The following is a 26,382-nucleotide window of genomic DNA, read 5'->3' on the forward strand; positions in this document are numbered from 1 at the left end:
AGGGCGCTTCGGTGTCTGCTTCCGAAGGATTCAGGGCCGCTGCGCGTGCGCGGAGGCCCGCGACAGCGCGAGGACGGCGGGTACGAGCACTCCCGCCGCGGCGGCGAGCGGCGCCGCCGGGACCGGGAGCAGGGCGAGGACGAGGGCCAGGGCGGCCGCGAGGGCTCCGCGGGGGGCTCCGTGGCCGAGGAGCAGCCGGGTCAGGAGGAGCAGCAGCGCGAGCGGTACGGCCACGGCCAGGGGGGTCCCGGCCAGTGCGGCCGCCCCCGCGGCGGCCGCGGCGTACAGCGCGAGCGTCCCCAGGAGCAGGGGTCTCACCCCGTCGGCGAAGTCCTCCAGGGCACGGCTCCCGGCGAGCCTGCGCCGGGCGCGGGCCGCGAAGACGGCGCCGGCCAGGTGTCCGGGGGCGGCGGTCACGGCGAGGGCGACCCCGAGCGGGGTGCCGTGGCGGTGGACGGCCCAGCCGAGGGCGGAGGCGGCCAGCAGGTACACGGCGGCGGGGAACCGGCCCCCGGCGGCCCGGCCGAGCGCGGCGACGGTGACGAGCACCGCCAGGGCTCCGGCCCAGGGCACGCCGGCGGCGGCCGCGCCGAGGGCGAGGGCCCCGGGCAGCAGCGCGTAGCCGAAGCCCCGTACCGCCTTGGCGCGGTCGGGGATCCCGGCCGGCGGGGCGGGCGGGGTCCCGTCGCGGGGGGTCCGCGCGTAGAGCTCCTCCGCGAGGGAGAAGACGTCGCGGTGGCGGAACCGGGCGGCGGTGCGGTCGGTGATGCCGTGCGCCTCCAGCCCGGCGGCGATCTCCAGCGGGTCCACGGCGTGCTCGCAGAGCTCCCGGTGGCGGTGGAGCAGGGCCTTGACGGGGTCCCCGCCGGAGCGGGCCCTGCGCGGCGGGGGCGGGTCCAGAGGGGGGATGGCTTCGTCCAGGGGCACGGTCATGCGGAGGCCTCCGGACTCGCGGCACGCGCGGCGGGCACCATGACCGGGTCCGGTGCCGTTCCCGCACCCGGGGCGACGGTGCCGGCCGGGGCGGTCTGCTCCGACGCGGACGCGGACGCGGCTTCGGGATGGGGGGTGGCCCAGGTGGGGGTGGCCCAGTGGCCGGGGACGCGGGCCTCGGGCGGCTGCTCGAAGGGCACCCCGGTGCCGTCGGGGCGGGCCGGGCCGCGGGCCAGCAGCCGCAGGTACGACTCCTGGAAGGCGGCGACGTTCTGCTCGACGGTGAAGAGTTCGAGGGCCCGCGCCCGGGCGGCCGAACCGAGCCGCTGGGCCCGCTCGGGGTCCCGCAGCAGCGTGACGCAGGCCTCGGCGAGCGCGCGCGGATTGCGCGGCGGCACCACGAGACCGGTCCCGCCGATCACCTCGACGACGGCGCCGACGTCGGTGGACACGGTGGCCCGGCCGCAGAACATCGCCTCGGCCAGGGTGATGGGGAAGCCCTCGATGACGGAGGAGAGCACCACCACCCGCCCGGAGCCGTACGCGTGGGCCGGGGACGGCGCGTCGGGTCCGCCGATCTCCTCGAAGGTGACCGGGTTCTCGCCGACCGCGTGCGCGTCGGCGGCCTCGTCGGGGAAGAGCTGCGCGGCGAGCGAGCGGCAGTCGGCCAGGTAGCCGTGCCCGACCGCGTGGTTCCCCGCCCCGGCGGTGCCGCCGGATCCCGCACTGCCCACCGCGGTCGCGAAGATCCGCAGCCGGGCGCGCGGTTCGGCCCTGCGCACCTCGGCGAAGGCGTGCAGCAGGGCGATCAGGTCCTTGGCGGGGTCCACCCGGCCGACCCAGACCAGCGTGTGCGGGTCCCCGCACGCCGGGTCCTCGCCCACTGCGGCGAATCGGTCCGCCTCCATCCCGGGGTAGACCGTGCGCAGCCGTTCGCGGGAGGCTCCGCAGCGTTCCTGCCAGCGCCGGGCGTGCGCGTTGCCGGGGGTGAGCAGGTCGGCCTGGGAGTAGATCTCGCCGGCCAGCCGGGTGTGGAAGGCCGCGAGCAGGGCCCGTACGGCCGGCCGCTCGTCCCGGGCGGAGTGCTCCAGATAGTGGGCCCGGAGCTGGACCCCGTACTCGGTGACCAGGAGCGGCACTCCGAAGAAGCGTTTGGCCAGGAGCCCAGGCAGCGCCGCCACTCCGCCGGCCGCCGCGTGGCAGACGTCGACCTCGCGCAGGTCCTCGTACCAGTCCAGGGACAACGGCCGCAGCATCCGCTCCAGTTCGTCCACGAACTCCAGCAGGTCCGCGACCTGCGCCCGCTGTACGGCCCTGCTCGCCTCGGGGGCGCGACAGGCGGACTCCACCGCCCGTACGGCCGTCTCCGAGCGCAGTGCCGCGTACAGCCCGCCCTCTTCCCAGGCGAGCGCGGCGAGCCCGTACAGCCCGTCGGCGAACCGTGCGGGGTCGGCTCCGCAGATCCCGCGGACCAGCTCCGTGAAGGCGGCGGCGAAGCGGCGGCGCTCGCGGCGCCGGTAGCTGCGCCCGTCATCGGCCGGCGCCCACAGCGGGGCGGTCCGCACCCGGGTGACGTGGGAGGGCAGCGGCACCCGGCCGCGCTCCTCCTGCTCGGCGCTGCGGCTCAGGGCGTAGAGCTCGAACTCGTGCTGGGGAAGCCCGCGCACGAGCCGGTCGCACCACAGCCTCGCTTCCCCCGTCGCATACGGATAACCACCTTCCGTGAGCAGTCCGATCCGCACGAGTGGCACCCCCGATCTCCCGTTTCAGGCGGTCTCCGTCGGTCCGGCGACCCGCCGGATACGAACTCAAGCGGATATGCCGAAGGCGCGACGGACGGTTGTCCGTCGCGCCACCGGAAGGGGTGAAGAGTCGTAACTTTCCCGTACGGTTCGCGTTCGAGCACGCTAAGAACTAGGAGGGCCGGCCTACGAAGCGCCCGCGAGCACTCCCCCGGGACGGCGCCGGCCGGCCCGGCGGGCGGCGGCCAGGGCCGGGTCGAGGGACGGGACGGCGGCCAGCAGTTCCCGGGTGTAGGCGTGCGCCGGCCGGTCGTAGACCTCGTCGACGGGGCCCTCCTCCACGATCACCCCGCCCCGCATGACGGCGACCCGGTGGCTGACCTGACGCACCACCGCGAGGTCGTGCGCGATGAAGACCAGCGCGATGCCGAGCTCCCGCTGGAGCTCGGCCAGCAGGGCGGTGACCTGCGCTTGCGTGGTCACGTCGAGGGCCGAGACGGGCTCGTCGCAGACGATCAGCCGGGGCCGGGGCGCGAGGGCCCGGGCGATGCCGACGCGCTGGCGCTGGCCTCCGCTGAACTCGTGCGGGTACCGGTCGTAGTGCGCCTCCTCCAGCCCCACCCGGACCAGCAGTTCACCGACCCGGTCCCGGATCGCCCGCCGGTCCTTCTCGCCCGCCGCGCGCAGCGGATCCGCGATGGACTCGCCGATGGAACGGCGCGGGTTGAGCGAGGACACCGGGTCCTGGAACACCATCTGCACCCCGGGCACCAGGCCCACGCTCTCCGCCCCGTCCCGCCGGACCTGCCCGGAGGTGGGCTCCAGCAACCCGACGAGCATCCGCCCGAGCGTGCTCTTGCCGCTGCCGCTCTCCCCGACGATCCCCAGCGTCTCCCCACCCCGCACGGCCACGGACACCCCGCCCACGGCCTCCACCCGCCGCTTCCCCCGCCCGAACTCCTTCCGCAGCGAGAAGGCCTCGACGACGGGCGCGGAATCCATGGGCGGCGCCGACTCCCGCCTCGCCCGGGGCAATTTCAGCCTCGCCGGCGTTTGAGGCGCGGGGTCCGGGGCGGAGCCCCGATCTCTGAGCTCGGCGGACGCGCCCAGCCCAGCCACATCCAGCCCCGCCGGCGCTTGAGGCGCGGGCACGGGCAGCGCCCGTACGGCCGCCGGCCGGGCCACCCGGACCGCGTCGAGCCGCGGCACCGCCGCCAGCAGCGCAGCGGTGTACGGATCGGCCGGAGCCGAGAGCACCGACTCCACCGAGCCCCGCTCCACGACACCCCCGTCCCGCATCACCAGCACCGCGTCCACGTTCTCCGCCGCCACGCCCACGTCGTGGGTGACCAGCAGCAGCCCGAGCCCCCGCTCCTCCCGCAGCCCGTGCAGCAGGTCGAGGATCTGCGCCTGGACGGTGACGTCCAGCGCCGTGGTCGGCTCGTCCGCGATCAGCAGCTTCGGCGCGCACGCCAACGCCATGGCGATCAGGGCCCGTTGGCGCATGCCCCCGCTGAACTCGTGCGGCCGCGCCCGGGACCGGCGCGCCGCGTCGGGTATGCCCACCCGGTCGAGCACCTCCACCGCCCGGGCCCGGGCCGCGCGCCGCGAAGCGGAGGCGTGCACCCGGTACACCTCGGCGATCTGGTCGCCGATGGCGTAGTACGGGTCCAGGGAGCTCAGCGGGTCCTGGAAGACCATCGCGGCGACGGCCCCGCGCAGCTCCCGGAGCCGGGCCGGGGAGGCCGCGCCCACGTCGGTGCCGCCGACCCGGACGGTGCCGCCGATCCGCGCTCCGGTCCCGTGGTGCAGCCCCAACAAGGCTGTCGCAACAGTCGACTTGCCGCTTCCGGACTCCCCCACGATGCCCAGCGCGCGGCCGGGTTCCAGGGTGAAGGACACCCCGTCCACGGCGCGTACGTACTCCCCCGGCCGGCCGACCGGGAAGTCGACGGTGAGGCCGGTGACGTCCACCAGCGATGCATCCGCATGCGTCATGCCAGAACCACCCTTCGGTCCGCGACGGCGTACAGCACGTCGGCGACGACGCCCGCGAGCACGACGGCGGCGCCGATGGCGAGGGTCACGCCCACCACCACGGGCAGGTCCACGACCCGTACGCCGTCGATGAGGGTCTTGCCGAGGCCGGGGATCCCGAACAGCGACTCGGTCAGTACGGCGCCGCCGATCATCGTGCCGAAGTCCACGGCGCTGAGTGCGATCACCGGGGCCACCGCGCCCCGCACGGCGTGCCGGGTGACGACGGCCCGCTCCCCGACCCCGTAGGCGCGGAAGGTGCGGATGTGGTCCTCGGCGAGCGTCTCCAGGATGGAACTGCGGCTCAGCCGAGCGTACTTGGCGCTCTCGAAGAAGCCGAGGGTCACCCAGGGCAGCAGCATGTTCCACGCCCACTGCTCGGGATCCTCCCCGAGCGGTACGTAGGTGGGGAAGGGCAGCCACTGGAGGTGGGCGCAGACGGCCATGAGCAGCAGCAGCCCGAGGATGAAGACGGGGGTGCCGGTGGCGGCGAGGGTGAGCACGGTCAGGGCCCGCTCGGTGAATCCGCCCCGGCGCAGCGCGGACAGCAGTCCGGTGCCGACGCCGATCACGAGCCAGATCACCAGCGCGCCCAGCGCCAGCGACAGGGTGGCGGGGAGCCGCTCCAGCAGCAGCGCGGTGACCTGCCGGTCGTTCTGGTACGAGAATCCGAGGCAGGGCGCGTCGCAGTGCAGGACGAGCCCGGCGCCGCCGGAGGAGTCCCGGCCCACCAGGAGGCCCTGGAGGAAGTGCAGGTACTGCGCGACCGCCGACTCGTTCAGCCCGAGCTGTTCGCGCACCTGGGCGATCTGCGCCGGGTTGCAGCGCTCCCCGCAGGCGAGGCGGGCGGGGTCGCCGGGGAGGAGGTAGAAGAGGGCGTAGATCGCGACGGACAGGGTGAGCAGCACGAGCAGTGCGCCGCCGGTCCGTTTGAGCACGAAGCGGGTCACCCCGTGCGCTCCTTTCTGGTGCCGACCCTCAGCCGCGAGTCCTCGCGCGGGTCGAGGGCCGTGCGGACGGCGTCGCCGAGCACCGTGAAGGCGAGCACGGTGACGAAGAGCAGCCCGGCGGGGAGCAGGACGTAGGTGGGGTCGGCGCGGAACCAGGTCTGGGCGCTGGACAGCATCTGCCCCCACGAGGGGGTGGGCGGCTTCACGCCGACCCCGAGGAAGGACAGCGAGGCCTCGGCCACCATCGCGGACGGCACCTTGATCGCGGCGAGGGTGATGACGGGCGCGGCCAGCGAGGGCAGCAGCTCCCGGCGGGCGATCCGCAGCGTGCCGCTGCCCGAGAGCCGGGCGGCGTCCACGAAGTCCAGCTCCTTGAGGGACAGGGTCTGGGCGCGCACCATCCGGGCGAGGCCGCCCCAGTCGAGGAGTCCGATGACCAGGATCAGCAGCAGCGGCCGCGGGAAGCCGGGCGGGACGACGGCGGTGAGGGCGATGGCGATCACCAGCATGGGCAGGGCGATCATCACGTCGGTGACCCGGCTGACGAGCTGGCCGGCGACCCGGCCGCCGAGCGCGGCGGCGAGCCCGACGGCCACGCCGACGAGGACCTGGACGACGGTGGCGCCGAGGGCGACGAGCAGGGAGATCCGGGCTCCGTAGAGCAGCCGGGTGAACAGGTCGCGTCCGGTGCCCGGTTCGACGCCGAGCCAGTGGTCGCCGGAGATCCCGCCGAAGGAGCCGAGCGGGACGCCGCCGCGCGCGGAGTCGACGAGCTCGTCGTGGTAGGCGTTCGGGTCCTGGCCGGTGAGGTGGGCGAACAGCGGCGCGGCGAGGGCGAGGAGGACGAGGAGCGCCAGGACGGCGGCCGCCGCCACGGCCGAGGGCCGGGCCCGCAGCCGCCGCCACACCTGCCGCCCGGCGGCCGGCCCCGGGGCGACGACCCCGGGCCCGGCCGCCGACTGCCGGTCGAGGAGCGTCACTTGACCGCGACCTGCGAGATGTCGAGGACGCCGGTCCAGTCGCTGATGACGACGTTCTTGACGTCCTTGCCGACGAGCCGCTTGTAGACCGGGTGGAAGAGCGGGACGTCGAGCGCCTGCTCGCCGATCTTCTTGTCGAGGGCGCCCCAGCGCTTGCCGGCCGCCGCGAGGTCGGTCAGCTTGGCGATCTCGTCGATCTCGGTGTTGACGGCCGGGTCGTCGAGCTGCGCGTGGTTGTAGTTGGTGCCGTTGGTGACGATCTGCCGGCCGTCGTAGATCGGGGCGAGGAAGGGGGCGCCGGACGGCCAGTCGGCGCCCCAGCGGGAGAGGAAGAAGCCGGGGGTGTTCTTGACGTCCCAGCGCTTCTCGTTGAAGGCGTTGTTCTCCAGCCCTTCCAGCTTGACGGTGATCCCGGCGGCGGCGAGCGCCTGCTGCACGGCGGTGGCCACCTCGGGGCTGGTCTGCCGGTTCTGGGCGTTGGAATGGGTGAGCGTGATGGTCAGCCCGTCCTTGAAGCCCGCCTCGGCCAGCAGTTCCCTGGCCTTGGCCGGGTCTCCGGTCTTGCCGGCCGGGAAGTGGTCGTACGGGGTGAAGCCGAAGGCCTCCTGCTCGGGCAGGAAGGTGGTGGCGGGTTCGGCGAGGGCGGAGCCGCCGGCCGCGTTGATCACGCTGGTGCGGTTGATGGCGTAGGAGATCGCCTGGCGGACCTTCGGGTTGTCGAAGGGGGCGACCTTCGGGTTGAAGGCGAGGTAGTTGACGTAGCCGAAGTGCCCGGTGCCGACCCGGCCGTTCAGCTCGTTCTTGTCGGCGGAGTCACCGATCTGGGCCAGCTCGGCCGGTCCGAGGTTGGTGTCGGTGGTGACGGCGGCCGCGTCGGCGCCGGAGCTGGTGGACAGGCGCTGGTTGATGACCGCCGCGTCGAGTCCGGAGCGGACGTCGATCTTGTCCGGGTAGGCCTTGCGCTCCTCGTCGGTCTTCTCGTCCCAGTTCTCGTTGCGCTCCAGGCTGAGGTGTTCGCCGTCGTTCTCGTTCTTGACGACCTTGTACGGGCCGGAGGAGACCGGGTGCTCCTCGTACTTGACCCCGGTGTCCTTGCCCTTGGGCACGGGCGCGAACTGCGTCTGCGTGGCGAGGAAGGGGAACTCCCCCTCGGGCTTGCGGAGTTTGAAGACGATCGTCTTCGCGTCGGGCACGACGATCGAGTCGAGCCCCTTGCCGCCGTCCTTGTACGGGCCCTCGTACGTCTCCCCGCCGACCAGCCAGTCGCGCAGGTACGGGGCTCCGCCCGACAGCTCGGCGGCGAAGGACCGCTCGATGCCGTACTTGATGTCGGCGGTGGTGATCGGCGAGCCGTCCTCGTACTTCAGCCCGTCCTTGAGCGTGTACGTCCACTCGGTGGCGTCGGCGTTGGGCTTGCCGAGGTCGGTGGCCAGGTCGGGCACCACCTTGGCGCCGGCCGGGCCGGCCTCGCGGTTGCGGGTGGTCAGCGTGCGGAAGACGAGCGAGGGGACGTTGCCGCCGCCGGAGGTGTACAGGCGGGCCGGATCGAAGTCGCTCTGCGGCTCGGCGTTGAGGACGGTCAGGGTGCCGCCCTTCTGCGGGGCGGCGCCGGAAGCGCCCGGCTTGTCGCCGGCGGAGGCCTTGTCCGCGCTGTCCTCGGGACCGCAGGCGGCTGCGCCCCCGGCCAGAACGACGCTGACGGCGACCGCGGCCACGCGGCGCGATATGAGGGACTGACGGGCCATGGGAAAGGGACCTCTCGGCGTGAAGGGAGATGCGGAAAAGGCCACGCGAGGGGCAGCGGTCCACGTCGGAGCGGTCGGCGGCATGCCGACGGCGGGGACGGAGGAACGAAAGACGCCGCACCTGCGGGCTGGAAGCCCCGGGCGCGGCGGATCGACGGAGAAAAGAGGAAGTCGCGCGCTCAGGGAGGCGTCAGCGACAGAAGATGTCGGCCACGCTGTGCGCGGTCACACCAAGCAGCGCCAGCTCAATGGCGGCGCTCGCGGTGGTGGTGTGCAGGTGCGACATGCGGAGAACAATGACCGATCATCGAACAATTTGTCAAAGCCCTATGTCAATTCCCCGGATACACCCAGGGGTTGGGCTTGCAGTGGATTCCGTTGAGGTCCAGTGACTTCGTCTGCTGCTGCATGATCGGGGCGAGTGCGCCCGGCGTCTGGCAGCTCACGTGCCCGTGGCCGAGGCGGTGGCCGACCTCGTGGTTGATGAGCATCTGACGGTAGGCGAACATCTGGTCCGGGCCGAAGGTCGCCGAACCCTGCGCCCAGCGGTACGCGTTGATCATCACGCGGTCGGTCGACGCGGAGTCGCAGGAGACGTTGTCGATGGTGGTGTCGAGTCCCGACTTCTTGCACCAGACGCCGGTGGTCCCGGGGCTGGCGAGCGTGATCACGAAATCGGCCTCGCCGCCCGGCACCCGCTCGAAGGTCTTCGTACCGCCGCGGCCCCAGCTCCGGTCGTCGTTCAGCGTGCGGTGCACGGCCTCGGCGAACAGCTGCGGATCCAGGCCGAGTCCCTGCTCCACGTCCACGCGGTAGCGGACCACCTGCCCCTTGCCGGGAGCCTGCGCCACACCGGGCACGGTGTCGAAGGCGCCGGGGCCCTTCAGCTTCTCGTCGATCGGGAACTGCTGCGCCATCTTCTGGTCGTACGAGAGCTCCGGCGCGGCCTTGATCGCCGCGGAGGCGTCCGGGGTGGGCCGGCCGTCGGACCGGGAGGCGGCGGAGTTGCCCTGCGCGGTGTGACTGTTGCCGTCATCGGCGGCGCGCACGGGGTTCTTGCCGCTGTCGTTCTCGGAGGCGGCCTGGCCCGCGACGATGACGGCGAGCGCGACGGTGACGGCCGCGGCGGCCATCCCGGCGTACGTACGGCCCTTGCCGCCGCGCCCGGCCGCGGGCGGTGCCGGCGCCGCCTCTTCGGCGGGGGTGGCGACCGGCGTGCGCGGCGCGGGGATCCGGCGGTGCGACCCGGTGGCGGTGGCGGCGTCCGCGGGGAAGGCGTCGCCGCCGGCCGGGACTCCGTGGAAGGAGCCCGTCGTGGCGAAGGCGTCCTCGTGGACCGGGATCCGGCGGTGCGAGCCCGTCGCGGTCATCGGCGAGTCGAGCGTGACCTGCGGGAAGCCGACCGCGGGGGTGCCGAAGGCAGGGGTGTCGTAGACCGGGGCGCCCTGGGCCGGAGCCTCGTAGACCGGGGCGCCCTGGGCCGGAGCCTCGTAGACCGGGGCGCCCTGGACCGGAGCCTCGTAGACCGGGGCGCCCTGGACCGGAGCCTCGTAGACCGGGGTACCGAAGGCAGGGCTGTCGTAGACCGGGGTACCGAAGGCAGGGCTGTCGTAGACCGGGGTACCGAAGGCAGGGCTTTCGTAGACCGGGGTGCCGAAGGCAGGGCTTTCGTAGACCGGGGTGCCGAAGGCAGGGCTGTCGTAGACCGGGGCGTCGAAGGCGGGACGGGTGCGCGGGGCGCCGCGCCAGTCCCCGTAGGTCGCGCCGGTACCGGCGGCCGCGCCCCAGGCTCCGCCGGGCTCGTGCTGTTCGGGATGTCCGCCGCGCGCGGCGGACACCGGCTCGCGGCGCGGCGGGGCCGCGTACCCGCGGGGGGCGGCGGCCGGCTCGGCCCAGCCGGCCGGGGCGGGGGCCGGGGCCGCCCGGGTGCCGGCCTGTTCGGCCGGCTGCGGATGGCCTGAGCCGGGGCCGGGAGCCTGGCCCGGCTCCTTGCGACTATGTCGTCCCACGTCTCAGCCCTTGCCGTCCTCGTCGGTGTTCACGGTGTGCTCCGCCGCGCCCGGATCCGCTGCGCCCGGGTCCTGCTCGGCGCCGCGCCCGTCGGTGGCGGCGGTGGCGTCCAGCAGCTCCCGGAAGGCGGCCGCGACCACCTCGGGGTACTCCATCATGGCCACGTGCCCCGCCTCGGGCAGGGACAGCAGACGCGAACCCCGGTAGGCCGCTGCGGCCTTGTGCGCCATACGGTACGAGACGAGCTGGTCCCGGCCACCGTAGACCAGCAGGGTCGGCGCGAGCACCCGCTGTGCCTGGCGCCACAGTCCGTGCTGCCCACCGAGGGTGTAGGCGTCGACGATGCCGCGCGAGGAACGGGTCATCGCGTCCCAGAAGTACGGCAGCGCGAGCCGCCGTTCCATTTCCTCGACGGCCGCCTCGAACACCTCGGGCTTCACCCGGGAGGGGTCTCCGTACAGGAGGTCCGTCAGCCCCCGGGTGCGCCGCTCGGCGCTCAGGCCGCGGGTGAGCCGGTCGAGGAGCCCGGCCATGCCGGGTACGGCGAGCAGCGCGGTCGGCACGGCCGACTTCTGCACGCGCAGTTCGGGCAGGGCCGGCGACACCAGCGTCAGCGTGCGCACCAGGTCGGGCCGGACGGCCGCGATCCGGGTGGAGACGGCGCCGCCGAGGGAGTTCCCGAACAGGTGCACCGGCCCGCGTCCGGCGGCGTCGAGGTGGCGGATGACGGCGCGCGCGAGGCCGGTGACGGAGTAGTCCCGGTCGGCGGGCGGCGGGGACCAGCCGAAGCCGGGCAGGTCCAGGGCCTCGCCCTCGACGGAATCGGCCAGCCGCGCCATGAGCGCGGACCAGTTCTGCGAGGATCCGCCGAGCCCGTGGACGAACAGCGCGGGCGGCAGTCCGGCCCGGACCGCCGGGCGGACCCGTACGGTCATTTCCAGCCCGGGCAGCCGGTCGGTGCGCAGCTGCTCCCCTTCTGCCATGCGCACGGCTCCCACCTGGGAAGACCCGTTGGAAGACGAGGGGTCGGCGGACCGCACACCCGGCAGCTCGGTCGAAGACATGGGGCAATGTTACGAGACGATCACGCGGCTCCTCTTGTGTTCGCTGTCACAGATGCTTGCGGAACCGCCTAGCGGGGTATGCGCGATCCTCCTAGGCTCGTAAGTGGAAAGGGGTGCTCCATGACTGTCGACCCTGCGGAACCGGACACCTTCCAGTCAGAGCAGCGGGAAACCCTCGACGTGGAAGCCCCCGAGGCGGACGCGGCGGAGCAGAACACGGAGTTGAATCCGGTCGAGGACGATCCGCTCACCCCCGTGGGCCAGCGCGAAGCCTCCGACGGGGACGCTGCCGAGCAGACCCGGGTGGTGGCCCTGGACGAGGACGATTACCGCTGAGCCAGCGCTGACCAGCATCTCCGGTGGGTAACCGGCGGTCCGTACCGCGAGAAAACTCGGCTTGAACCCTCCAGATTCGGTTACCGAAAAGTACGATGGCCGCGCGGCGCAAGGCGCACTGTGTTCTAGAGAAAGTGGGAGGCGGCGTGACAGCCATCGAGCAGACCGAGGCAGCGCGTCCGCGGGGCACGCGACTTCCGCGCCGGGCCCGGCGCAACCAGCTCCTGGGCGCCGCCCAGGAGGTCTTCGTCGCGCAGGGTTACCACGCAGCGGCCATGGACGACATCGCGGAGCGTGCCGGAGTCAGCAAGCCGGTGCTCTACCAGCACTTCCCCGGCAAGCTCGACCTCTACCTGGCGCTCCTGGACCAGCACTGCGAGGCCCTCCTGCTCGCCGTGCGCACCGCGCTCGCGTCGACGAACGACAACAAGATGCGCGTCGCCGCGACGATGGACGCCTATTTCGCGTACGTCGAGGACGAGGGCGGCGCCTTCCGCCTCGTCTTCGAGTCGGACCTGACCAACGAGCCGGCGGTGCGCGAGCGCGTCGATCGCGTCTCGCTGCAGTGCGCCGAGGCGATCTCGGACGTCATCGCCGAGGACACCGGCCTGTCCAAGGACGAGTCGATGCTGCTGGCCGTGGGCCTGGGCGGGGTCTCGCAGGTCGTGGCCCGGTACTGGCTGTCGAGCGAGAGCCCGGTCGCCCGTGACACCGCGGTGGGGCTGCTGACCTCCCTCGCCTGGCGCGGAATCGCCGGCTTCCCGCTGCACCCGACCGACGTCTGAGCAGCGCCGGCCCGGGTTTCCGGGCCGGCCCCGGCGGTCCCCGCCGGTCTGACCGGCGGCTGTTCGCTGCGAGCGTTTTCGCCGCGCGGCGGACACGTCCCCTCTCCGGGCTAATGTGGACCGGGTAACGGCGCGGCTGATCGCGCGAACCGGACCGTCGGAGGGACAAGGCCGTGGAGGTCAAGATCGGCGTGCAGCACGCACCCCGGGAGATCGTGCTCGAGAGCGACCTGAGTGCCGAGGAGCTGGAGAGCATCGTCACCGCCGCCCTGTCCGGCTCGGCGCCGCTGCTGAGCCTCACGGACATCAAGGGCCGCAAGGTCCTGGTGCCGTCCGAGCGCCTGTCGTACGTCGACCTGGGCGAGCCCAGCGTGCGCAAGGTCGGCTTCGGCGCTCTCTGAGCCCAGAAGTATCCAGAAGTACCGAGAACGGCCCGGTGGACGAGTCCACCGGGCCGTTTCCGTTTCCTCCGCTTCGGGTAGGACCGCTGTAAGACACGCTCCCGGTACGCCCCGGTACGTCCGCCGTTCGAGAGGAATCCCCATGCTGCTGATCGAGGCGCTCGGCTCCGCTCTCCTGGGCCTCGCCCTGGCCGGGGCGGCCGTCCGTGTGCTCGGCCCGCGGCTGCCGTCCTCGCGGGCGGTGCTGGTGAGCGGAGTGGCGGGCGCCCTCTTCGGGGCCTATCTGACGCACACCGCGCTGGGCCCCGGGCACAACACCGTGTTCGCGACCCTCATCGGCGGCGCGCTGGTCTCGGCGGTGGTCCTGTCCCTGCTGCTGCGGCCCGCCGGCCGGACTGCGAGGCCGCCCCGCCGGGCTCCGTTTTCGGTTCCGACGCGGGGCTAGGCGGCCCCACCCACTCATGACACCGGCCCCCGTGCGGAAGCTTCCGCACGGGGGCCGGTGTCATGAGTGGGGGCGTCTCGGGGCCGGGACTACGCCGCGAGGCCCAGGGCCGCCATGCGCTTGGTGTGCGCCTTGGTGATCCGGGTGAACATCTCGCCGACGGCCGCCAGGTCGAAGCCGGCCGCCATCCCGTCCACGCCGCCGACCAGCATGGTGGAGAGCGCGTCGCGCTCGGCGACCACGCGCTGCGCCTGCGACAGCGCCTCGCCCATCAGCCGGCGGGCCCACAGCGCGAGCCGGCCGCCGCAGCGCGGGTCGGCCTCGATGGCGGCGCGCACCTTCTCGACGGCGAAGCCGCCGTGGCCGGTGTCGTCGAGCACGCTCACGACGAGCCCGCGGGTGTCGGTGTCGAGGTGGGTGGCCACCTCGCGGTAGAAGTCGCTGGCGATGGAGTCGCCGACGTACGCCTTGACCAGGCCCTCCAGCCAGTCCGACGGGGCGGTCTGGCGGTGGAAGTCGTCGACGCCCTTGGCGAAGGGTTCCATCGCGGCGGTGGCGTCCTCGTCGATCGCGGCGAGCCGGTCGCGCAGGCGCTCGAAGTGGTGGAACTCGGCGGAGGCCATCTTCGCGAGCTCGGCCTTGTCCCCGAGGGTGGGGGCGAGCTTCGCGTCCTCCGCGAGGCGTTCGAAGGCCGCGAGTTCGCCGTACGCGAGCGCCCCGAGCAGATCCACCACGGCGGCCCGGTACTGCGGCGAGGCGGAGGCCGTGGCCCAGTCCTGGGCGGCGATACCGGCCGCCTCGGCGGGGGCGCTTTCGTCGGCGGGCGATGCGTTTTCAACGGTCGACATGCACCGCACAATAGCTCGCCGAAAGGCACCGTGAACCACCTGCTCAGTCCACGTAAACGCGCCTACCTGGTGAATTCACCCGACACAGCTGCGAGATTCCGGGGTACAGTGGTAATGCGCCTGCCGAACACTCGGCGGGCCATCCGAATGAGGATGCCCGGTCGGTGGCCCGATCGGCTCCACCCGACCGCCCTCGGCGTGAAGCGGACGTTCATACGTACCGCCTCCCACGAGGGGCCCCCTCAGCGGCATAAAGCGCCTGAGCGATGGCTCGTGGTCCCGCGCACAGCTTCGTACGTACGTAGTAGTACTGCAAGCCCGGCACGGTACGACCCCCCTCGCCGCCTCGCGCCGCGTCTCACAGAAGAGGCAGCACCCTGACTACGTTCCGAGACCTCGGGATCTTTCCCGAGACGGCCGAAGCCCTTGAGGCCGTCGGCATTGTGTCCCCCTTCCCGATCCAGGAGATGACCCTCCCCGTCGCCATGTCCGGCACGGACGTCATCGGCCAGGCCAAGACCGGTACCGGCAAGACGCTCGGTTTCGGCCTCCCCCTGCTGGAGCGCGTCGTCGTCCCCGCGGACGTCGAGGCGGGCCGTTCCACGCCGGAGCAGCTCACCGACGCCCCGCAGGCCCTCGTGGTGGTTCCGACCCGCGAGCTCTGCACCCAGGTCACCAACGACCTCCTCACCGCGGGCAAGGTCCGCAACGTCCGCGTCCTCGCCATATACGGCGGCCGCGCGTACGAGCCGCAGGTCGAGGCGCTCAAGAAGGGCGTCGACGTCATCGTCGGCACCCCGGGCCGCCTGCTCGACCTGGCCGGGCAGAAGAAGCTCGACCTCTCCAAGATCAAGGCCCTCGTCCTCGACGAGGCCGACGAGATGCTCGACCTGGGCTTCCTGCCCGACGTCGAGCGGATCATGAGCTACCTGCCGGCCAAGCGTCAGACGATGCTGTTCTCGGCGACCATGCCGGGTGCGGTCATCGGACTGGCCCGCCGGTACATGACGCAGCCGACGCACATCCGCGCCGTCTCCGAGGACGGTGAGGGCGCGACCGTCGCCAACACCACGCAGCACGTCTTCCGTGCGCACAACATGGACAAGCCGGAGCTCGTCTCCCGCATCCTGCAGGCCGAAGGCCGCGGGCTCGCCATGATCTTCTGCCGCACCAAGCGCACCGCGGCCGACATCGCCGAGCAGCTCGAGAAGCGCGGCTTCGCGTCCGGCGCCGTCCACGGCGACCTGGGCCAGGGCGCCCGCGAGCAGGCGCTGCGCGCCTTCCGCAACGGCAAGGTCGACGTGCTGGTCTGCACCGACGTCGCCGCGCGCGGTATCGATGTCGAGGGTGTCACCCACGTCATCAACTACCAGACGCCCGAGGACGAGAAGACCTTCCTGCACCGTGTGGGCCGCACCGGCCGCGCGGGCAAGAAGGGCATCGCCGTCACCCTGGTCGACTGGGACGACATCCCGCGCTGGCAGCTGATCAACAAGGCGCTGGAGCTGGACTTCCACGACCCGGTGGAGACGTACTCCACGTCCCCGCACCTGTACGAGCAGATGAACATCCCGGCCGGCACCAAGGGCGTCCTGCCGCGCGCCGAGCGCACGCGGGCCGGTCTGAAGGCCGAGGACCTGGAAGACCTGGGCGAGACCGGCGGCCGCGGTGGCCGTGGCGGCCGCGACGGTGGCCGTGACAGCGGTCGTGACGGTGGCCGTGACAGCGGTCGTGACCGTGGTCGCGATGCCGGCCGCGACGGTGGACGTGACGGTGGCCGCGGCGTGGCCGCCCCGGTCGCCGCCGAGGAGCGTCCGGCCCGCGCGCCGCGCCAGCGCCGCCGCACCCGTGGCGGCTCGGACTCGGGCGCCGAGCTCCTGACCCCGGTGACCACCGAGGCCGCGCCGGTCAGCCCGGTCGCCGCGGCGGTCCAGGCTCCGGAGGCTCCGGCCGCCGACGAGGCGCGCAAGCCGCGTCGTCGCCGGACCCGGTCGGCCGCTCCGGCCGCCACCTTCGTCGCCCCCGCGACGGCGCTGGAGCCCCTGGCCCCGTTCGTCGTGGAGCCCGAGCCCGACTTCCAGATGGCCCCGATGGTCGAGCCGGTCCGGGAGCGCCGCACCGGCGCCCCCCGTACCAGCGCCGCCCGTACCAGCGCCCCGCGCGCCCGCGCTCCCCGCAAGGCCGCGGCCGCTCCGGTGGCCGAGGTCGCCGCTCCGGTGGCCGAGGTCGTCGCCCAGGCCGCCGTGGTCGAGGCCCCGGCCGCTCCGGTCGTCGCCGCGGTCGCGGTCGCCGAGGAGGCTCCGGCCAAGCCGAAGCGCACGCGGACCCGCAAGGTCGCAGCCGCCGCCCCGGCCGCCGAGGTCGTCGCCGAAGCCGCCGCTCCGGTGGCGGAGGAGGCTCCGGTCAAGCCGAAGCGCACCCGCACCCGCAAGGTCGCAGCCGCCGCCCCGGAGGCTCCGGCCGCCGAGGCCGCCGCCGAGGAGGCTCCGGCCAAGCCGAAGCGCACGCGGACCCGCAAGGCCGTCGCCGCGGTGGAGACCCCGGAGGCGTAACGCCCTGCCGATGGCCCCGGTCCCCTTTCGAGGGGGCCGGGGCCATCGGCGTACCCGGGGCCGTGCGGAGCTCCCGTACGGGCGTACGGGCCGGTAACCTCGGGCCATGAGCAAGCCTCCGACCCTGACGCTCCCGCCCACGGCCCGTGCGTACCGCCTGGCCACGGCCCGCGGCGAGTTCGCCGCGCACGAGGCCGTGCCCGCCGGGCCGGCCCGCGGTACCGCCCTGCTGGTGCCCGGCTACACGGGCAGCAAGGAGGACTTCATCGGCCTCCTCGGGCCGCTGGCCGACGCCGGGTACCGGGTGGTCGCCGTCGACGGCCGCGGCCAGCACGAGAGCGGCGGGCCGCGCACGCAGGCCCCGTACGCCCTGGCGGAACTGGCGCGGGACGTCCTCGCGCAGACCGCGGCCCTGGGCGCGGCCGGTCCGGTGCACCTGCTGGGGCATTCGCTGGGCGGGCTGATCGTCCGGGCGGCCGTGGTCCGCGATCCGGCTCCGTACGCCAGCCTCACGCTGCTGAGCAGCGGCCCGGGCGCGGTCTGCGCGGACCAGCAGGGCCGTACGAAGCTCCTGGTTTCGGCGCTGGAGGCGATGGGCGACGACATGCCGGGCATCTGGGCGGCCATGCGCGCCATGGATCCGCGCGACGCGCCCCCCGAGGACCCCGCCCTGGCGGCCTTCCTGCGCGCACGCTGGCTCGGGACCGTCCCCGAGCAGCTGATGGTCACCGGCCGGGCGCTGATCGAGGAGCCGGACCGGATCGACGAGCTCGCCGCCGCGGCGCCCGGGCTGGCGAAGCTGGTGCTGTCCGGGGAGTCGGACCCGGTGTGGCCGGTGTCGGAGATGGACGGGATGGCGCGCCGGCTGGGCGCGGCGCGGGTGGTGCTACCGGGGACGGAACACTCGCCGAACGCGGAGGATCCGGCGGCCACGGCGGCGGCGCTGGCGGCGTTCTGGAGGGCTTCCGAGGAGTCCCCCGAGGGGTCTCTGACGTCTCCGGTACCTGTTAGTAGTTAGACAAGGAAAAAATTTCCTTAGCGTAGGGAATGTTTGCGGCTTACACTTCGTTAACCCTGTACAAGGAGAAACACTGACGAAGGGAGAAGCCCCATGCGCTTCGAGATTCTGCGCCTGGACGACGTCGACGGATCTGCCGTGGACAGCACCGTCGTGGACGCGGCCTCCGTCAACCGGATCGTGCAGCAGGCCGCGGCCGTCGGCCAGCGCATCCTGATCCGACCGGCTGAGACCGTGTCCAACTGACCGCGTCCACCTATTCGACGAACGCCCCCGCACCGGTCCCGGTGCGGGGGCGTTCGCATGCGCGGCGGTCGGCGCTACGAGCTCTCGATCACCTGGAGCACGCCGTTGATGATCTGCTGGACGGCGATCGCGGACAGCATCATGCCCGCCAGGCGCGTCACGAGGACCACGCCGCCGTCCTTGATCACGCGGATGATCACGAGCGAGTAGCGCATCACCACCCACAGCACGACGTGCATCGCGACGATCGCGGCCCACACCGAGAACTGTCCGGTGAACCCGTCGGCCTTCTGCACCGCCAGGATCACCGAGACGATCGCGCCGGGCCCGGCGAGCAGCGGCATCCCGAGCGGGACGAGCGCGACGTTCACGTCCTTGGTCTGCTTCGGCTCGTCGGTCTTGCCGGTGAGCAGGTCGAGCGCGATGAGCAGGAGCAGCAGCCCGCCCGCGATCATCAGGGCCGGCACGGAGACGTGCAGGTAGTCGAGGATCTGCTGGCCGCAGAGGCCGAAGACGGCGATGACGCCGAAGGCGACGCAGACGGCCTGCCAGGCCATGCGGCGCTGCACCTTGGCGGGGCGGCCGGAGGTCAGCGCCAGGAAGATGGGCGTGATCCCCGGGGGGTCCATAATCACAAAAAGCGTGAGAAAGAGGGATCCGAAGACGGCGAAATCGAGCACAGTGATGCCTTGCAGGAGAGGGGTGTCACGAGAAAAGGGGGAAACGAAGCAAAGGGGCAGGGGGCGGCGGCGGAGGTCAGCCGCGTACGCGTCCACCGGCGCCGGGGACCGGGAACGCCCCGGTGGCACGGCGGGTGATCTCGCCGTAGATCTCGGGGTCGGTCGTGTACTCCCCGAGGCGGCAGGTCTTGCGGCTGCCGTGGTAATCGCTGGACCCGGTGGTCAGCAGGCCCAGATCGGCGGCCAGGCCGCGCAGGCGCGCGCGGGTGGCGTCGTCGTGGTCCATGTGGTCGACCTCGATGCCGTCGAGGCCGGCCGACGCGAGGGCCGCTATCGCGCTCTCGGGCACGCAGGTGCCGCGCTTGACGGCGGCGGGGTGGGCGAAGACGGTGACCCCGCCGGCCGCCTTGACCAGGCGGATCGCATCGAAGGGGTCGAGCTCGTGCTTCTCGGCGTACGCGCGGCCCCCGTCGGCGAGCCAGTCCGCGGTGAACGCGTCCGACACGGTGCGCACGACGCCCAGCTCGACGAGCGCGGCGGCGATGTGCGGGCGGCCCACGGAGCCGTCACCGGCGATCCCGGCCACCTGCTCCCAGGTGATGTCCACCCCGAGGCCCTGCAGCTTGCCGATCATGGCCTGCGCGCGCGGGGTGCGGTCGTCGCGCACGAGCTCCCGCTCGCGGAAGAGCTCGGGCTCCTCGGGATCGAAGAGGTACGCCAGCATGTGCATGCCGATGCCGTCGAGCCGGCAGCTCAGCTCCGCGCCGGTCACCAGGGTCAGCCCCGGGGGCAGCGCGGCGATGGCCTCGCGGTATCCGGCGACGGTGTCGTGGTCGGTCAGCGCCACCACGTCGAGCCCCGCACCGGCGGCATTGCGCACCAGCTCGGCGGGGGTGTCCGTACCGTCCGAGGCCGTGGAGTGGGCGTGCAGATCGATGCGCACAGCCGAATCTCCAGGGTTCACACGCGGACGGGGGACACTCCAGGATACCGTCCGCTTTTCCCGGTTCGGGACCCGCCGGACCGGCCCCGGCGGGGGCCGTAGGGCGGCCCGCCCGGGGACCGCCGGACCGCCCGCGCCGGAGGCCGCCGGACGGAGTCCGGCGTCAAGAGGACAAAATCCGGGGGCTCAGGGCTCCGCAGGGCAGCAGCTCGACCTCGGATCCCGCGTCGCGCAGGTCGGTCAGGACCAGCTCGTCGTACATCAGCAGGCCCGACTGCTCCGGCCAGACGATCGCCCACAGCCACAGCCCGCGCGCCTCGCCGGCGAAGACGGCCCGGTCCTCCGGGACGCCGGTGACGTGCCAGAGCGGGGTCGGGCGCCCGGCGGCGACCACCTTGGTGTGCGGCGGGGCGGAGACGTTCATGTAGCGGCCCGGGTCGGGGGCGTCGAGGCCGGCGAAGCGCGCGCCGAGGCCGACGCCCAGCTCCTCGGCGATCAGCAGCAGCTCGCCGATGCCGCCGAGCGGGCCGGGCCCCGAGCAGGCCACCGCCGTGGCCCGGCCGCCGCTGCGGTCGTCACCGGCGGAGGCGATCCCGGTGAACAGCCAGCCGACGGGCAGCGGCCAGGGCATCCAGACCGGTACCTGTGCCCGGTTCACCACCACGCCCAGGCCTTCGACGCTCGGCGGGATCACGGGCTGCAGGGGATGGACGGTGCCGTGCACCGCGCACTGCCAGGAGTCGGCGAAAAGACCGGGCGCCCTGACCCGGCCACCACACTTCGGGCAACTCGGTTCGCCCCTCATAAACAGCCACGCTCCTCCCCGCCGCGCGCCCCGTCAAGACGCGCTCACCCGTCCGGGCGGCCGGGCGGCGGCCGGATGCTCAGTCCAGTGGGACTGCCGTACGCAGAGGGTCCCGCAGATCCGTGCCGCGCGCGAGCCAGCGTTCCTGCAGGGCGGCCGCTCCGTGGACCCGTTTCCACGCCGCCTCGTTCGCCGTCATCGGCAGGAGCGGGAAGAAGGAGACGGGGTCCATCGGGTCGTCCAGGACGAGGTCTTCCACCAGTCCGCCGGGCTCCGCGACGAGCACGGAGGTGAACGGGGCCCCGTCCCACAGGGGTTCGCCCACGTCCAGCGAGGCGCCGGGCGTCACGACGAGTCCCTCCACCTGGGGTGACGCCGCCAGTACGGCCAGCGGCCGCAGCAGCTTGTCGGTGGGCGCGAGCCCGCCCCGTACGGTCAGCACGAGCTCCGCGCGCGGGCCGCGGACCGGGTCGGAGACCACCGCCGTCGGGTCGGTCATGGGCTGGGCGGACATGCCGAGGGTCGCGTACCGCACGAGGTCGCCCTCGGTGAAGCGGAGGATCTCGAAACGGTCGGTGCCCAGGAAGGTGACGGCGGCGCGGGCATCGGGTTCGCCGAGGGCGGCGCGCAGCCGGGCTTCCACAAGGGCCAGAATTTCTGCCATGGAGCGAGCATAGAACTCGTATCAGCCGGGTAAAGAGCGGCTCTTGACCATCCGTCGGCTGATATCGTTGACCGCTGGTCGGGGACGCTCTCAGAAGAGAAGTTTCAGTGCCCCGGCGACAGGACGTCCCTCACGGGGGACCGGCCGGAGGAGGTGGGGCTGCGGTGCATCGAAGTCGATCGCACAGTACGTGCGGTACCTCTCGCTCTTCCACTTCGCCGACGGGCGCGCCGCGCCCCCTTTGATCCGCGCGTCTTTGAATCGACACGTCGGATCGGTCGAAGAGCGACGGAAGAACTGTGTCCTCCCGTCCTGATCCTTCCGCCTGCCCGCCCGGACTGCCGACCGGGTGAGCGTGCCGTCCGGAAGGACCTCCCACCCGTACGGTCCGCAGCCGTGCGCGCGAAGGAGCCTGCCATGTCGATGCTGCCCTACCTCCGTGCCGCCGTCCGCCCCGCACTGCGCAGGTCCACGCCGGCTCAGCCCGGCTACGACACCACCCGCGACCCGTCCGCGAACAGCGCGGTGGTCGACTGCGCCGTCTACCGCGACGGGCGGCGCGACGTGCGTCCGCAGGGGGCTTCCTGTCTGACGCCCCGTGAGGCGCTCCGCGAGGTCCGCGAGGACGGCGGATTCGCGTGGATCGGCCTGCACGAGCCGACGGAGGCCGAGTTCGCCGGGATCGCCGCCGTGTTCGGGCTGCACCCGCTCGCGGTGGAGGACGCGGTGCACGCGCACCAGCGGCCGAAGCTGGAGCGCTACGACGACACCCTCTTCACCGTCTTCAAGACGATCCACTACGTGGAGCACGCCGAACTCACCGCCACCAGCGAGGTGGTGGAGACCGGCGAGGTGATGTGCTTCACCGGCCCCGACTTCGTCATCACCGTCCGGCACGGCGGCCACGGCTCCCTCAAGGGCCTGCGTCACCGCCTCCAGGACGACCCGGCCCTCCTCGCCAAGGGCCCGTCCGCCGTCCTGCACTCCCTCGCCGACCACGTGGTCGACGGGTACATCGCCGTCGCCGCGGCCGTCCAGGACGACATCGACGAGGTGGAGAGCGAGGTCTTCGCCGCCCCCGCCAAGGGCAGCGCGCGCGGCGGTGACGCGGGCCGCATCTACCAGCTCAAGCGCGAGGTGCTGGAGTTCAAGCGGGCTGTCTCCCCGCTGCTGCGTCCCATGGAGCTGCTCAGCGAGCGCCCGATGCGGCTGGTGGAGCCCGACATCCAGAAGTACTTCCGCGACGTCGCCGACCACCTGGCCCGCGTGCACGAGCAGGTCGTCGGCTTCGACGAACTGCTGAACTCCATCCTCCAGGCCAACCTGGCGCAGGCGACCGTCGCGCAGAACGAGGACATGCGCAAGATCACCTCCTGGGCGGCGATCATCGCCGTGCCCACGATGATCTGCGGCGTGTACGGGATGAACTTCGAGCACATGCCGGAGCTCCAGTGGCGCTACGGCTATCCGATGGTGATGGCCGCCATCGCCGGAACCTGTTTCACCATCCACCGGGCCCTGCGCCGCCACGGCTGGCTGTGAGCGCGCACCGGCGGCGGGCGCACTGGCTGTGAGGGCGCGGGGGGCGCTGGCTACCCTGTGCGCATGACTCTCAGCGCGCTCGATCTGGCCCTCGTCGAGGAGGCCACCAAGAAGTCCGGCCTCATCTGGGTCCGCGGCTCCGGGGCGGACCGCGGCCTGTGGCACGCCTGGGTGGACGGCGCGGCGCACGTGCTCGGCGACGGGCCCGGGGAGCAGCCGTTCCCGGGGCTCGCGGACGGGGCGGCGGCCGAGGTGACCGTGCGCAGCAAGGACAAGGGCGGCCGGCTCGTCGCGTGGACGGCGACCGTACGCGAGCTCGTGCCCGGCAGCGAGCCGTGGGAGGCCGCGGTGGCCGAGCTGAAGGGCAAGCGGCTCAACGCGCCCGACTCCGCCGAGATGACCGAACGCTGGGCGCGGGAGTGCCGGCTGCTGCGCCTGGAGCCGGAGTCGGTCCGGGACGCCCTTCCCGGGGGTTCGCTGGCGGCGGCTCCGCTGGGCTCCCCGGCGACGACCCGCCGGCCGATCCCGGCCGGGCTGCCGAAGCTGCTGCTGAAGCGGAAGAAGAAGGCGGCCCGCTAGAGCGAGGGGGCGCCTAGCCCTGCGGGTTGGCGCCCTGGCCGGAACCCTGGCCGGATCCCTGGCCGGAGCCGCCCTCCTGGTCCTTGGTGGTGGGCAGTTCGGAGCCGTAGTCCACCGTCTGGTCCGGCGCGGGCGCGGTGAGCTCGACCGGCTTGCCCCATTCCGCGAGGGTCACCCGGCCGGCGCCGCCCGCGCGTTCCATGAGGAGCGGGTAGGGCGTGCCCTCCAGGGAGACCGAGAGCTTGCCGCCCTTGCCCTTGTCCGCCGAGACCTGGACGGCCCGGGTGGGCCCGACCTTGGTGTAGTCCTCGCCCTTGGTGAGCTTCCCGTCGAGCCCGAGCAGCCCGTCGAGCATGACCTGCATGTCGGTGAAGCCGCGGAACTGCTTGTAGGAGGGGTCGCCCTCGGGCACCTTGACGAACTTGTCGCCGAGCTTGCCGGCCGCTTCGGACTGGCCCCAGAAGGCGGCGCCCGCCTTGAGGTAGAGCTGCTCCCCGACCCGCAGCAGCTGGAAGGTGGTGTCGTCCTGGGACTTCACCTCGCCGGAGCCGCCGTCCGCGCCGAGCCGCATGTCCAGGGTGAAGGACTTGCCGCCGCTGACGAGCGTGCCGGAGAGGTGGACCGACTGGGCCCCGGTGACGGCCGTCTTCGCCTTGTCCTCGATCTGGTCGGCGGACAGCTTCCCGACCCCGTTCGTCCCCTCGTCGGGATCCGCTCCGCACCCCGTGCCGACGACGGCCAGGCCCGCGCACAGGGCACTGACGAAGGCGGCCCGGCGCAGCCGCGGGGCGGGGAAATAGGCGGTCACGGGCAGGGGCCCCTCTCGTTGCGTCGGCGAGCAGCTGGCAGCGTACCCGCCCGTACGCGGGCCCCCGCGCGGCGCCCGCGCGCAGCTCGTGGGGACGCACGTGCGGAGGTCGCGGGGGCGCCGTACCGAGGCGGGGGCGGTGCCCGGCCGGACGGCCCCACCAGGAGGTTGTGTGCGGTACGGGCTAACCTGAGGGACGGCAGTACCGGTGATCGACGGATGACGCAGCTCGTAGGAGGCGCTCGGATGGCGGCAGGCGCCCCACGGATCTTCGTCTCGCATCTGTCGGGTGTGCCCGTCTTCGACCCCAACGGCGACCAGGTGGGCCGGGTACGCGACCTCGTCGCGATGCTCCGCGTGGGCGGCCGGCCGCCCCGGCTGCTCGGTCTGGTGGTCGAGGTCGTCAGCCGGCGCCGGATCTTCCTGCCCATGACCCGGGTGACGGGCGTGGAGTCCGGCCAGGTGATCACCACGGGCGTGGTCAACATGCGGCGCTTCGAGCAGCGCCCCACCGAGCGGCTGATCCTCGGCGAACTGCTGGACCGGCGGGTGCGCCTGGTCGCGGACGACGAGGAGGTCACCGTCCTGGACGTGGCCATCCAGCAGCTGCCGGCCCGGCGCGACTGGGAGATCGACCGGATCTTCGTACGGAAGGGCAAGTCGGGCGCGCTGCGGCGGCGCGGCGAGACCCTGACCGTGGAGTGGTCGGCGGTGACGGGCTTCTCGCTGGAGGAGCACGGGCAGGGCGCCGAGAACCTGGTCGCCACCTTCGAGCAGATGCGCCCCGCGGACGTGGCGAACGTGCTGCACCACCTGACGCCGAAGCGGCGCGCCGAAGTGGCGAGCGCCCTCGATGACGACCGGCTCGCGGACGTCATGGAGGAGCTGCCCGAGGACGAGCAGGTGGAGATCCTCGGGAAGCTGAAGGAGGAGCGCGCGGCCGACGTCCTGGAGGCGATGGACCCGGACGACGCGGCCGACCTGCTCTCCGAGCTGCCGGAGGACGACAAGGAACGGCTGCTGACGCTGATGCGGCCGGACGACGCCGCCGACGTGCGGCGCCTGCTGTCGTACGAGGAGAACACCGCGGGCGGTCTGATGACCACGGAGCCGATCGTGCTGCGGCCCGACGCGACGGTCGCCGACGCGCTGGCCCGCGTACGGCAGTCGGACCTGTCGCCGGCGCTGGCGGCCCAGGTGTACGTGTGCCGGCCGCCGGACGAGACGCCGACGGGCAAGTACCTGGGCACGGTGCACTTCCAGCGGCTGCTGCGCGATCCGCCGTTCACCCTGGTCAGCTCGATCGTGGACACCGGCCTGGCGCCGCTGCGGCCGGACTCCTCGCTGCCGGTGGTGACCAGCTACCTGGCCGCGTACAACATGGTCGCGGTCCCGGTCGTCGACGAGAGCGGCTCGCTGCTGGGCGCGGTCACCGTCGACGACGTACTGGACCACCTGCTCCCGGACGACTGGCGGGAGACGGACTTCCATTCGGAGGGCCCCGGGGGTCCCGAGGATTCCGAGCGTGCGGAAGGGGCCCTCCGTGGGGACTGAGCGGGGGCGCGGCGAGCAGCCGCGCGAGCGGCGCAGGGAGCAGATCCGGGAACGGCGCGAGCAGGCGCGCGCGCAGGCCCGCGAGTACGGGTTGGCGGAGGCGGCCGCGGAGCGGGCGGAACGTTCCTCTTTCGAGCGCGGCGAGCGGGCGAAGGCCGGCCAGTCGACGGGGGCGAGCGCGCTGTCGCGCTCGCGCACCCGCCTCGATCTGCCGCGCCCGGCCCGGCGCCGGCTGCTGCCCGAGTACGACCCGGAGGCCTTCGGTCGGCTGTCGGAGCGGGTCGCGCGGTTCCTCGGCACGGGCCGGTTCATCGTCTGGATGACCGTCGTCATCATCGTCTGGGTGCTGTGGAACATCTTTGCGCCCGAGAGCGTGCGCTTCGACCAGTACCCCTTCATCTTCCTGACCCTGATGCTGTCGCTCCAGGCCTCCTACGCGGCCCCGCTGATCCTGCTGGCGCAGAACCGCCAGGACGACCGGGACCGGGTCAACCTGGAGCAGGACCGCAAGCAGAACGAGCGCTCGCTGGCCGACACCGAGTACCTGACCCGCGAGATCGCGGCCCTGCGGATGGGTCTGGGGGAGGTCGCCACGCGCGACTGGATCCGGTCCGAGTTCCAGGATCTGATCAAGGAGATGGACGAACGGCGGCTATTCCCCGCCGAGAGTGACGAAGGCGACCGCTAGCGGGCTTTCCTGAGGCCCGCCACCGCG

General features: G+C 72.9%; 26 protein-coding genes. 11 read left to right on the forward strand and 15 right to left on the reverse strand.

What is annotated here, in order from left to right:
* Positions 1-30: 30 nt before the first annotated feature.
* The 9 genes from AC3IX6_RS11915 to AC3IX6_RS11955 all read right to left on the reverse strand — a co-directional run bounded on the left by AC3IX6_RS11915 (position 31) and on the right by AC3IX6_RS11955 (position 11,461).
* On the reverse strand, positions 31-933 hold the full coding sequence (locus AC3IX6_RS11915) for a hypothetical protein (protein WP_489370096.1): 903 nt from the start codon (positions 931-933) through the stop codon (positions 31-33).
* Positions 930-2,675 carry a DUF3492 domain-containing protein gene (locus AC3IX6_RS11920; RefSeq protein WP_489370097.1) on the reverse strand — a complete coding sequence of 582 codons (1,746 nt, stop codon included), beginning with the start codon at positions 2,673-2,675 and terminating at the stop codon, positions 930-932. The genes AC3IX6_RS11915 and AC3IX6_RS11920 overlap by 4 nt, the downstream gene beginning before the upstream one ends.
* 186 nt (positions 2,676-2,861) lie before the next feature.
* Positions 2,862-4,673: a dipeptide ABC transporter ATP-binding protein gene (locus AC3IX6_RS11925; protein WP_489370098.1), complete on the reverse strand. Its 1,812-nt coding sequence runs from the start codon at positions 4,671-4,673 to the stop codon at positions 2,862-2,864.
* Positions 4,670-5,662, reverse strand: a complete 993-nt coding sequence (locus AC3IX6_RS11930) for an ABC transporter permease (RefSeq protein WP_489370099.1) — start codon at positions 5,660-5,662, stop codon at positions 4,670-4,672. Before AC3IX6_RS11930 ends, AC3IX6_RS11925 begins: the two co-directional genes overlap by 4 nt.
* Entirely contained in the window at positions 5,659-6,642 is a 984-nt protein-coding gene (locus AC3IX6_RS11935) for an ABC transporter permease (RefSeq protein WP_489370100.1), read from the reverse strand. The genes AC3IX6_RS11930 and AC3IX6_RS11935 overlap by 4 nt, the downstream gene beginning before the upstream one ends.
* The gene (locus AC3IX6_RS11940; protein ID WP_489370101.1) at positions 6,639-8,387 is read right to left on the reverse strand and encodes an ABC transporter substrate-binding protein; all 1,749 of its coding nucleotides are present in this window, start codon (positions 8,385-8,387) and stop codon (positions 6,639-6,641) included. The genes AC3IX6_RS11935 and AC3IX6_RS11940 overlap by 4 nt, the downstream gene beginning before the upstream one ends.
* Before the next feature lie 190 nt (positions 8,388-8,577).
* Positions 8,578-8,673 carry an Ms4533A family Cys-rich leader peptide gene (locus AC3IX6_RS11945; RefSeq protein ID WP_323182585.1) on the reverse strand — a complete coding sequence of 32 codons (96 nt, stop codon included), beginning with the start codon at positions 8,671-8,673 and terminating at the stop codon, positions 8,578-8,580.
* A 46-nt stretch (positions 8,674-8,719) separates the two neighbouring features.
* Positions 8,720-10,396 (reverse strand): DUF3152 domain-containing protein, encoded by a 1,677-nt coding sequence (locus tag AC3IX6_RS11950; RefSeq protein WP_489370102.1) that lies wholly within the window; start codon positions 10,394-10,396, stop codon positions 8,720-8,722.
* A gap of 3 nt (positions 10,397-10,399) precedes the next feature.
* Complete coding sequence (locus AC3IX6_RS11955; RefSeq protein ID WP_489370103.1) at positions 10,400-11,461, reverse strand: alpha/beta fold hydrolase; 1,062 nt, start codon at positions 11,459-11,461, stop codon at positions 10,400-10,402.
* Between the two features lie 120 nt (positions 11,462-11,581).
* Between AC3IX6_RS11955 and AC3IX6_RS11960 the strand changes: the two genes are divergently transcribed.
* The 4 genes from AC3IX6_RS11960 (at position 11,582) to AC3IX6_RS11975 (ending at position 13,428) form a co-directional block, all read left to right on the forward strand.
* Positions 11,582-11,797, forward strand: coding sequence for a hypothetical protein (locus AC3IX6_RS11960; RefSeq protein WP_489370104.1), 216 nt, complete (start codon positions 11,582-11,584; stop codon positions 11,795-11,797).
* Between the two features lie 146 nt (positions 11,798-11,943).
* Positions 11,944-12,582: a TetR/AcrR family transcriptional regulator gene (locus AC3IX6_RS11965; protein WP_214949215.1), complete on the forward strand. Its 639-nt coding sequence runs from the start codon at positions 11,944-11,946 to the stop codon at positions 12,580-12,582.
* Between the two features lie 173 nt (positions 12,583-12,755).
* The gene (locus tag AC3IX6_RS11970; RefSeq protein ID WP_250741766.1) at positions 12,756-12,983 is read left to right on the forward strand and encodes a DUF3107 domain-containing protein; all 228 of its coding nucleotides are present in this window, start codon (positions 12,756-12,758) and stop codon (positions 12,981-12,983) included.
* 142 nt (positions 12,984-13,125) lie between these two features.
* Positions 13,126-13,428, forward strand: a complete 303-nt coding sequence (locus tag AC3IX6_RS11975) for a hypothetical protein (protein WP_489370105.1) — start codon at positions 13,126-13,128, stop codon at positions 13,426-13,428.
* Positions 13,429-13,517: 89 nt separating this feature from the next.
* Here the strand turns inward: AC3IX6_RS11975 and AC3IX6_RS11980 are convergent, their stop codons facing one another.
* On the reverse strand, positions 13,518-14,276 hold the full coding sequence (locus tag AC3IX6_RS11980) for a ferritin-like fold-containing protein (protein WP_250741764.1): 759 nt from the start codon (positions 14,274-14,276) through the stop codon (positions 13,518-13,520).
* Positions 14,277-14,743: 467 nt separating this feature from the next.
* Here AC3IX6_RS11980 and AC3IX6_RS11985 point away from each other — a divergent pair, with 467 nt between their 5' ends.
* From AC3IX6_RS11985 to AC3IX6_RS11995, 3 genes are all read left to right on the forward strand, one after another.
* Positions 14,744-16,828: a DEAD/DEAH box helicase gene (locus tag AC3IX6_RS11985; protein ID WP_489370106.1), complete on the forward strand. Its 2,085-nt coding sequence runs from the start codon at positions 14,744-14,746 to the stop codon at positions 16,826-16,828.
* 106 nt (positions 16,829-16,934) lie between these two features.
* Positions 16,935-17,846 (forward strand): alpha/beta fold hydrolase, encoded by a 912-nt coding sequence (locus AC3IX6_RS11990; RefSeq protein ID WP_489370107.1) that lies wholly within the window; start codon positions 16,935-16,937, stop codon positions 17,844-17,846.
* A gap of 93 nt (positions 17,847-17,939) precedes the next feature.
* Positions 17,940-18,092, forward strand: coding sequence for a DUF8834 family protein (locus tag AC3IX6_RS11995; protein ID WP_243335969.1), 153 nt, complete (start codon positions 17,940-17,942; stop codon positions 18,090-18,092).
* Between the two features lie 74 nt (positions 18,093-18,166).
* Here AC3IX6_RS11995 and AC3IX6_RS12000 read toward each other — a convergent pair whose 3' ends face one another.
* From AC3IX6_RS12000 to AC3IX6_RS12015, 4 genes are all read right to left on the reverse strand, one after another.
* Complete coding sequence (locus tag AC3IX6_RS12000) at positions 18,167-18,772, reverse strand: MarC family protein (protein ID WP_489370108.1); 606 nt, start codon at positions 18,770-18,772, stop codon at positions 18,167-18,169.
* 76 nt (positions 18,773-18,848) lie between these two features.
* Positions 18,849-19,715, reverse strand: coding sequence for a PHP domain-containing protein (locus AC3IX6_RS12005; protein WP_489370109.1), 867 nt, complete (start codon positions 19,713-19,715; stop codon positions 18,849-18,851).
* Between the two features lie 163 nt (positions 19,716-19,878).
* Positions 19,879-20,520, reverse strand: a complete 642-nt coding sequence (locus AC3IX6_RS12010) for a DUF6758 family protein (RefSeq protein ID WP_489370110.1) — start codon at positions 20,518-20,520, stop codon at positions 19,879-19,881.
* A 79-nt stretch (positions 20,521-20,599) separates the two neighbouring features.
* Positions 20,600-21,184 carry a suppressor of fused domain protein gene (locus AC3IX6_RS12015; RefSeq protein ID WP_489370111.1) on the reverse strand — a complete coding sequence of 195 codons (585 nt, stop codon included), beginning with the start codon at positions 21,182-21,184 and terminating at the stop codon, positions 20,600-20,602.
* 417 nt (positions 21,185-21,601) lie between these two features.
* On the opposite strand from AC3IX6_RS12015, the gene AC3IX6_RS12020 reads away from it, so the two are divergent.
* Together AC3IX6_RS12020 and AC3IX6_RS12025 are read left to right on the forward strand one after the other, a co-directional pair.
* A complete protein-coding gene (locus AC3IX6_RS12020; protein ID WP_489370112.1) occupies positions 21,602-22,726 on the forward strand; it encodes a magnesium and cobalt transport protein CorA in 1,125 nt (374 codons plus the stop codon).
* A gap of 63 nt (positions 22,727-22,789) precedes the next feature.
* The gene (locus tag AC3IX6_RS12025) at positions 22,790-23,305 is read left to right on the forward strand and encodes a hypothetical protein (RefSeq protein WP_489370113.1); all 516 of its coding nucleotides are present in this window, start codon (positions 22,790-22,792) and stop codon (positions 23,303-23,305) included.
* A 13-nt stretch (positions 23,306-23,318) separates the two neighbouring features.
* Here AC3IX6_RS12025 and AC3IX6_RS12030 read toward each other — a convergent pair whose 3' ends face one another.
* Positions 23,319-24,113: a hypothetical protein gene (locus AC3IX6_RS12030; protein WP_489370114.1), complete on the reverse strand. Its 795-nt coding sequence runs from the start codon at positions 24,111-24,113 to the stop codon at positions 23,319-23,321.
* Positions 24,114-24,359: 246 nt separating this feature from the next.
* On the opposite strand from AC3IX6_RS12030, the gene AC3IX6_RS12035 reads away from it, so the two are divergent.
* Together AC3IX6_RS12035 and AC3IX6_RS12040 are read left to right on the forward strand one after the other, a co-directional pair.
* Positions 24,360-25,667: a magnesium transporter MgtE N-terminal domain-containing protein gene (locus AC3IX6_RS12035; RefSeq protein WP_266880959.1), complete on the forward strand. Its 1,308-nt coding sequence runs from the start codon at positions 24,360-24,362 to the stop codon at positions 25,665-25,667.
* Between the two features lie 91 nt (positions 25,668-25,758).
* A complete protein-coding gene (locus AC3IX6_RS12040; protein WP_489371420.1) occupies positions 25,759-26,355 on the forward strand; it encodes a DUF1003 domain-containing protein in 597 nt (198 codons plus the stop codon).
* Positions 26,356-26,382: the final 27 nt, after the last annotated feature.

Source organism: Streptomyces sp. GL_141 (assembly GCF_057834385.1).

Coding starts and splice junctions, on each gene's coding strand:
- AC3IX6_RS11995 (WP_243335969.1), top strand. CDS start 17,940: ATGCGCTTCGAGATTCTGCGCCTGGACGACGTCGACGGATCTGCCGTG.
- AC3IX6_RS11915 (WP_489370096.1), bottom strand. CDS start 933: ATGACCGTGCCCCTGGACGAAGCCATCCCCCCTCTGGACCCGCCCCCG.
- AC3IX6_RS12015 (WP_489370111.1), bottom strand. CDS start 21,184: ATGGCAGAAATTCTGGCCCTTGTGGAAGCCCGGCTGCGCGCCGCCCTC.
- AC3IX6_RS12020 (WP_489370112.1), top strand. CDS start 21,602: ATGTCGATGCTGCCCTACCTCCGTGCCGCCGTCCGCCCCGCACTGCGC.
- AC3IX6_RS11955 (WP_489370103.1), bottom strand. CDS start 11,461: ATGTCTTCGACCGAGCTGCCGGGTGTGCGGTCCGCCGACCCCTCGTCT.
- AC3IX6_RS12025 (WP_489370113.1), top strand. CDS start 22,790: ATGACTCTCAGCGCGCTCGATCTGGCCCTCGTCGAGGAGGCCACCAAG.
- AC3IX6_RS11945 (WP_323182585.1), bottom strand. CDS start 8,673: ATGTCGCACCTGCACACCACCACCGCGAGCGCCGCCATTGAGCTGGCG.
- AC3IX6_RS11985 (WP_489370106.1), top strand. CDS start 14,744: ATGACCCTCCCCGTCGCCATGTCCGGCACGGACGTCATCGGCCAGGCC.
- AC3IX6_RS11960 (WP_489370104.1), top strand. CDS start 11,582: ATGACTGTCGACCCTGCGGAACCGGACACCTTCCAGTCAGAGCAGCGG.
- AC3IX6_RS11990 (WP_489370107.1), top strand. CDS start 16,935: ATGAGCAAGCCTCCGACCCTGACGCTCCCGCCCACGGCCCGTGCGTAC.
- AC3IX6_RS11975 (WP_489370105.1), top strand. CDS start 13,126: ATGCTGCTGATCGAGGCGCTCGGCTCCGCTCTCCTGGGCCTCGCCCTG.
- AC3IX6_RS11925 (WP_489370098.1), bottom strand. CDS start 4,673: ATGACGCATGCGGATGCATCGCTGGTGGACGTCACCGGCCTCACCGTC.
- AC3IX6_RS12035 (WP_266880959.1), top strand. CDS start 24,360: ATGGCGGCAGGCGCCCCACGGATCTTCGTCTCGCATCTGTCGGGTGTG.
- AC3IX6_RS12010 (WP_489370110.1), bottom strand. CDS start 20,520: ATGAGGGGCGAACCGAGTTGCCCGAAGTGTGGTGGCCGGGTCAGGGCG.
- AC3IX6_RS11940 (WP_489370101.1), bottom strand. CDS start 8,387: ATGGCCCGTCAGTCCCTCATATCGCGCCGCGTGGCCGCGGTCGCCGTC.
- AC3IX6_RS11980 (WP_250741764.1), bottom strand. CDS start 14,276: ATGTCGACCGTTGAAAACGCATCGCCCGCCGACGAAAGCGCCCCCGCC.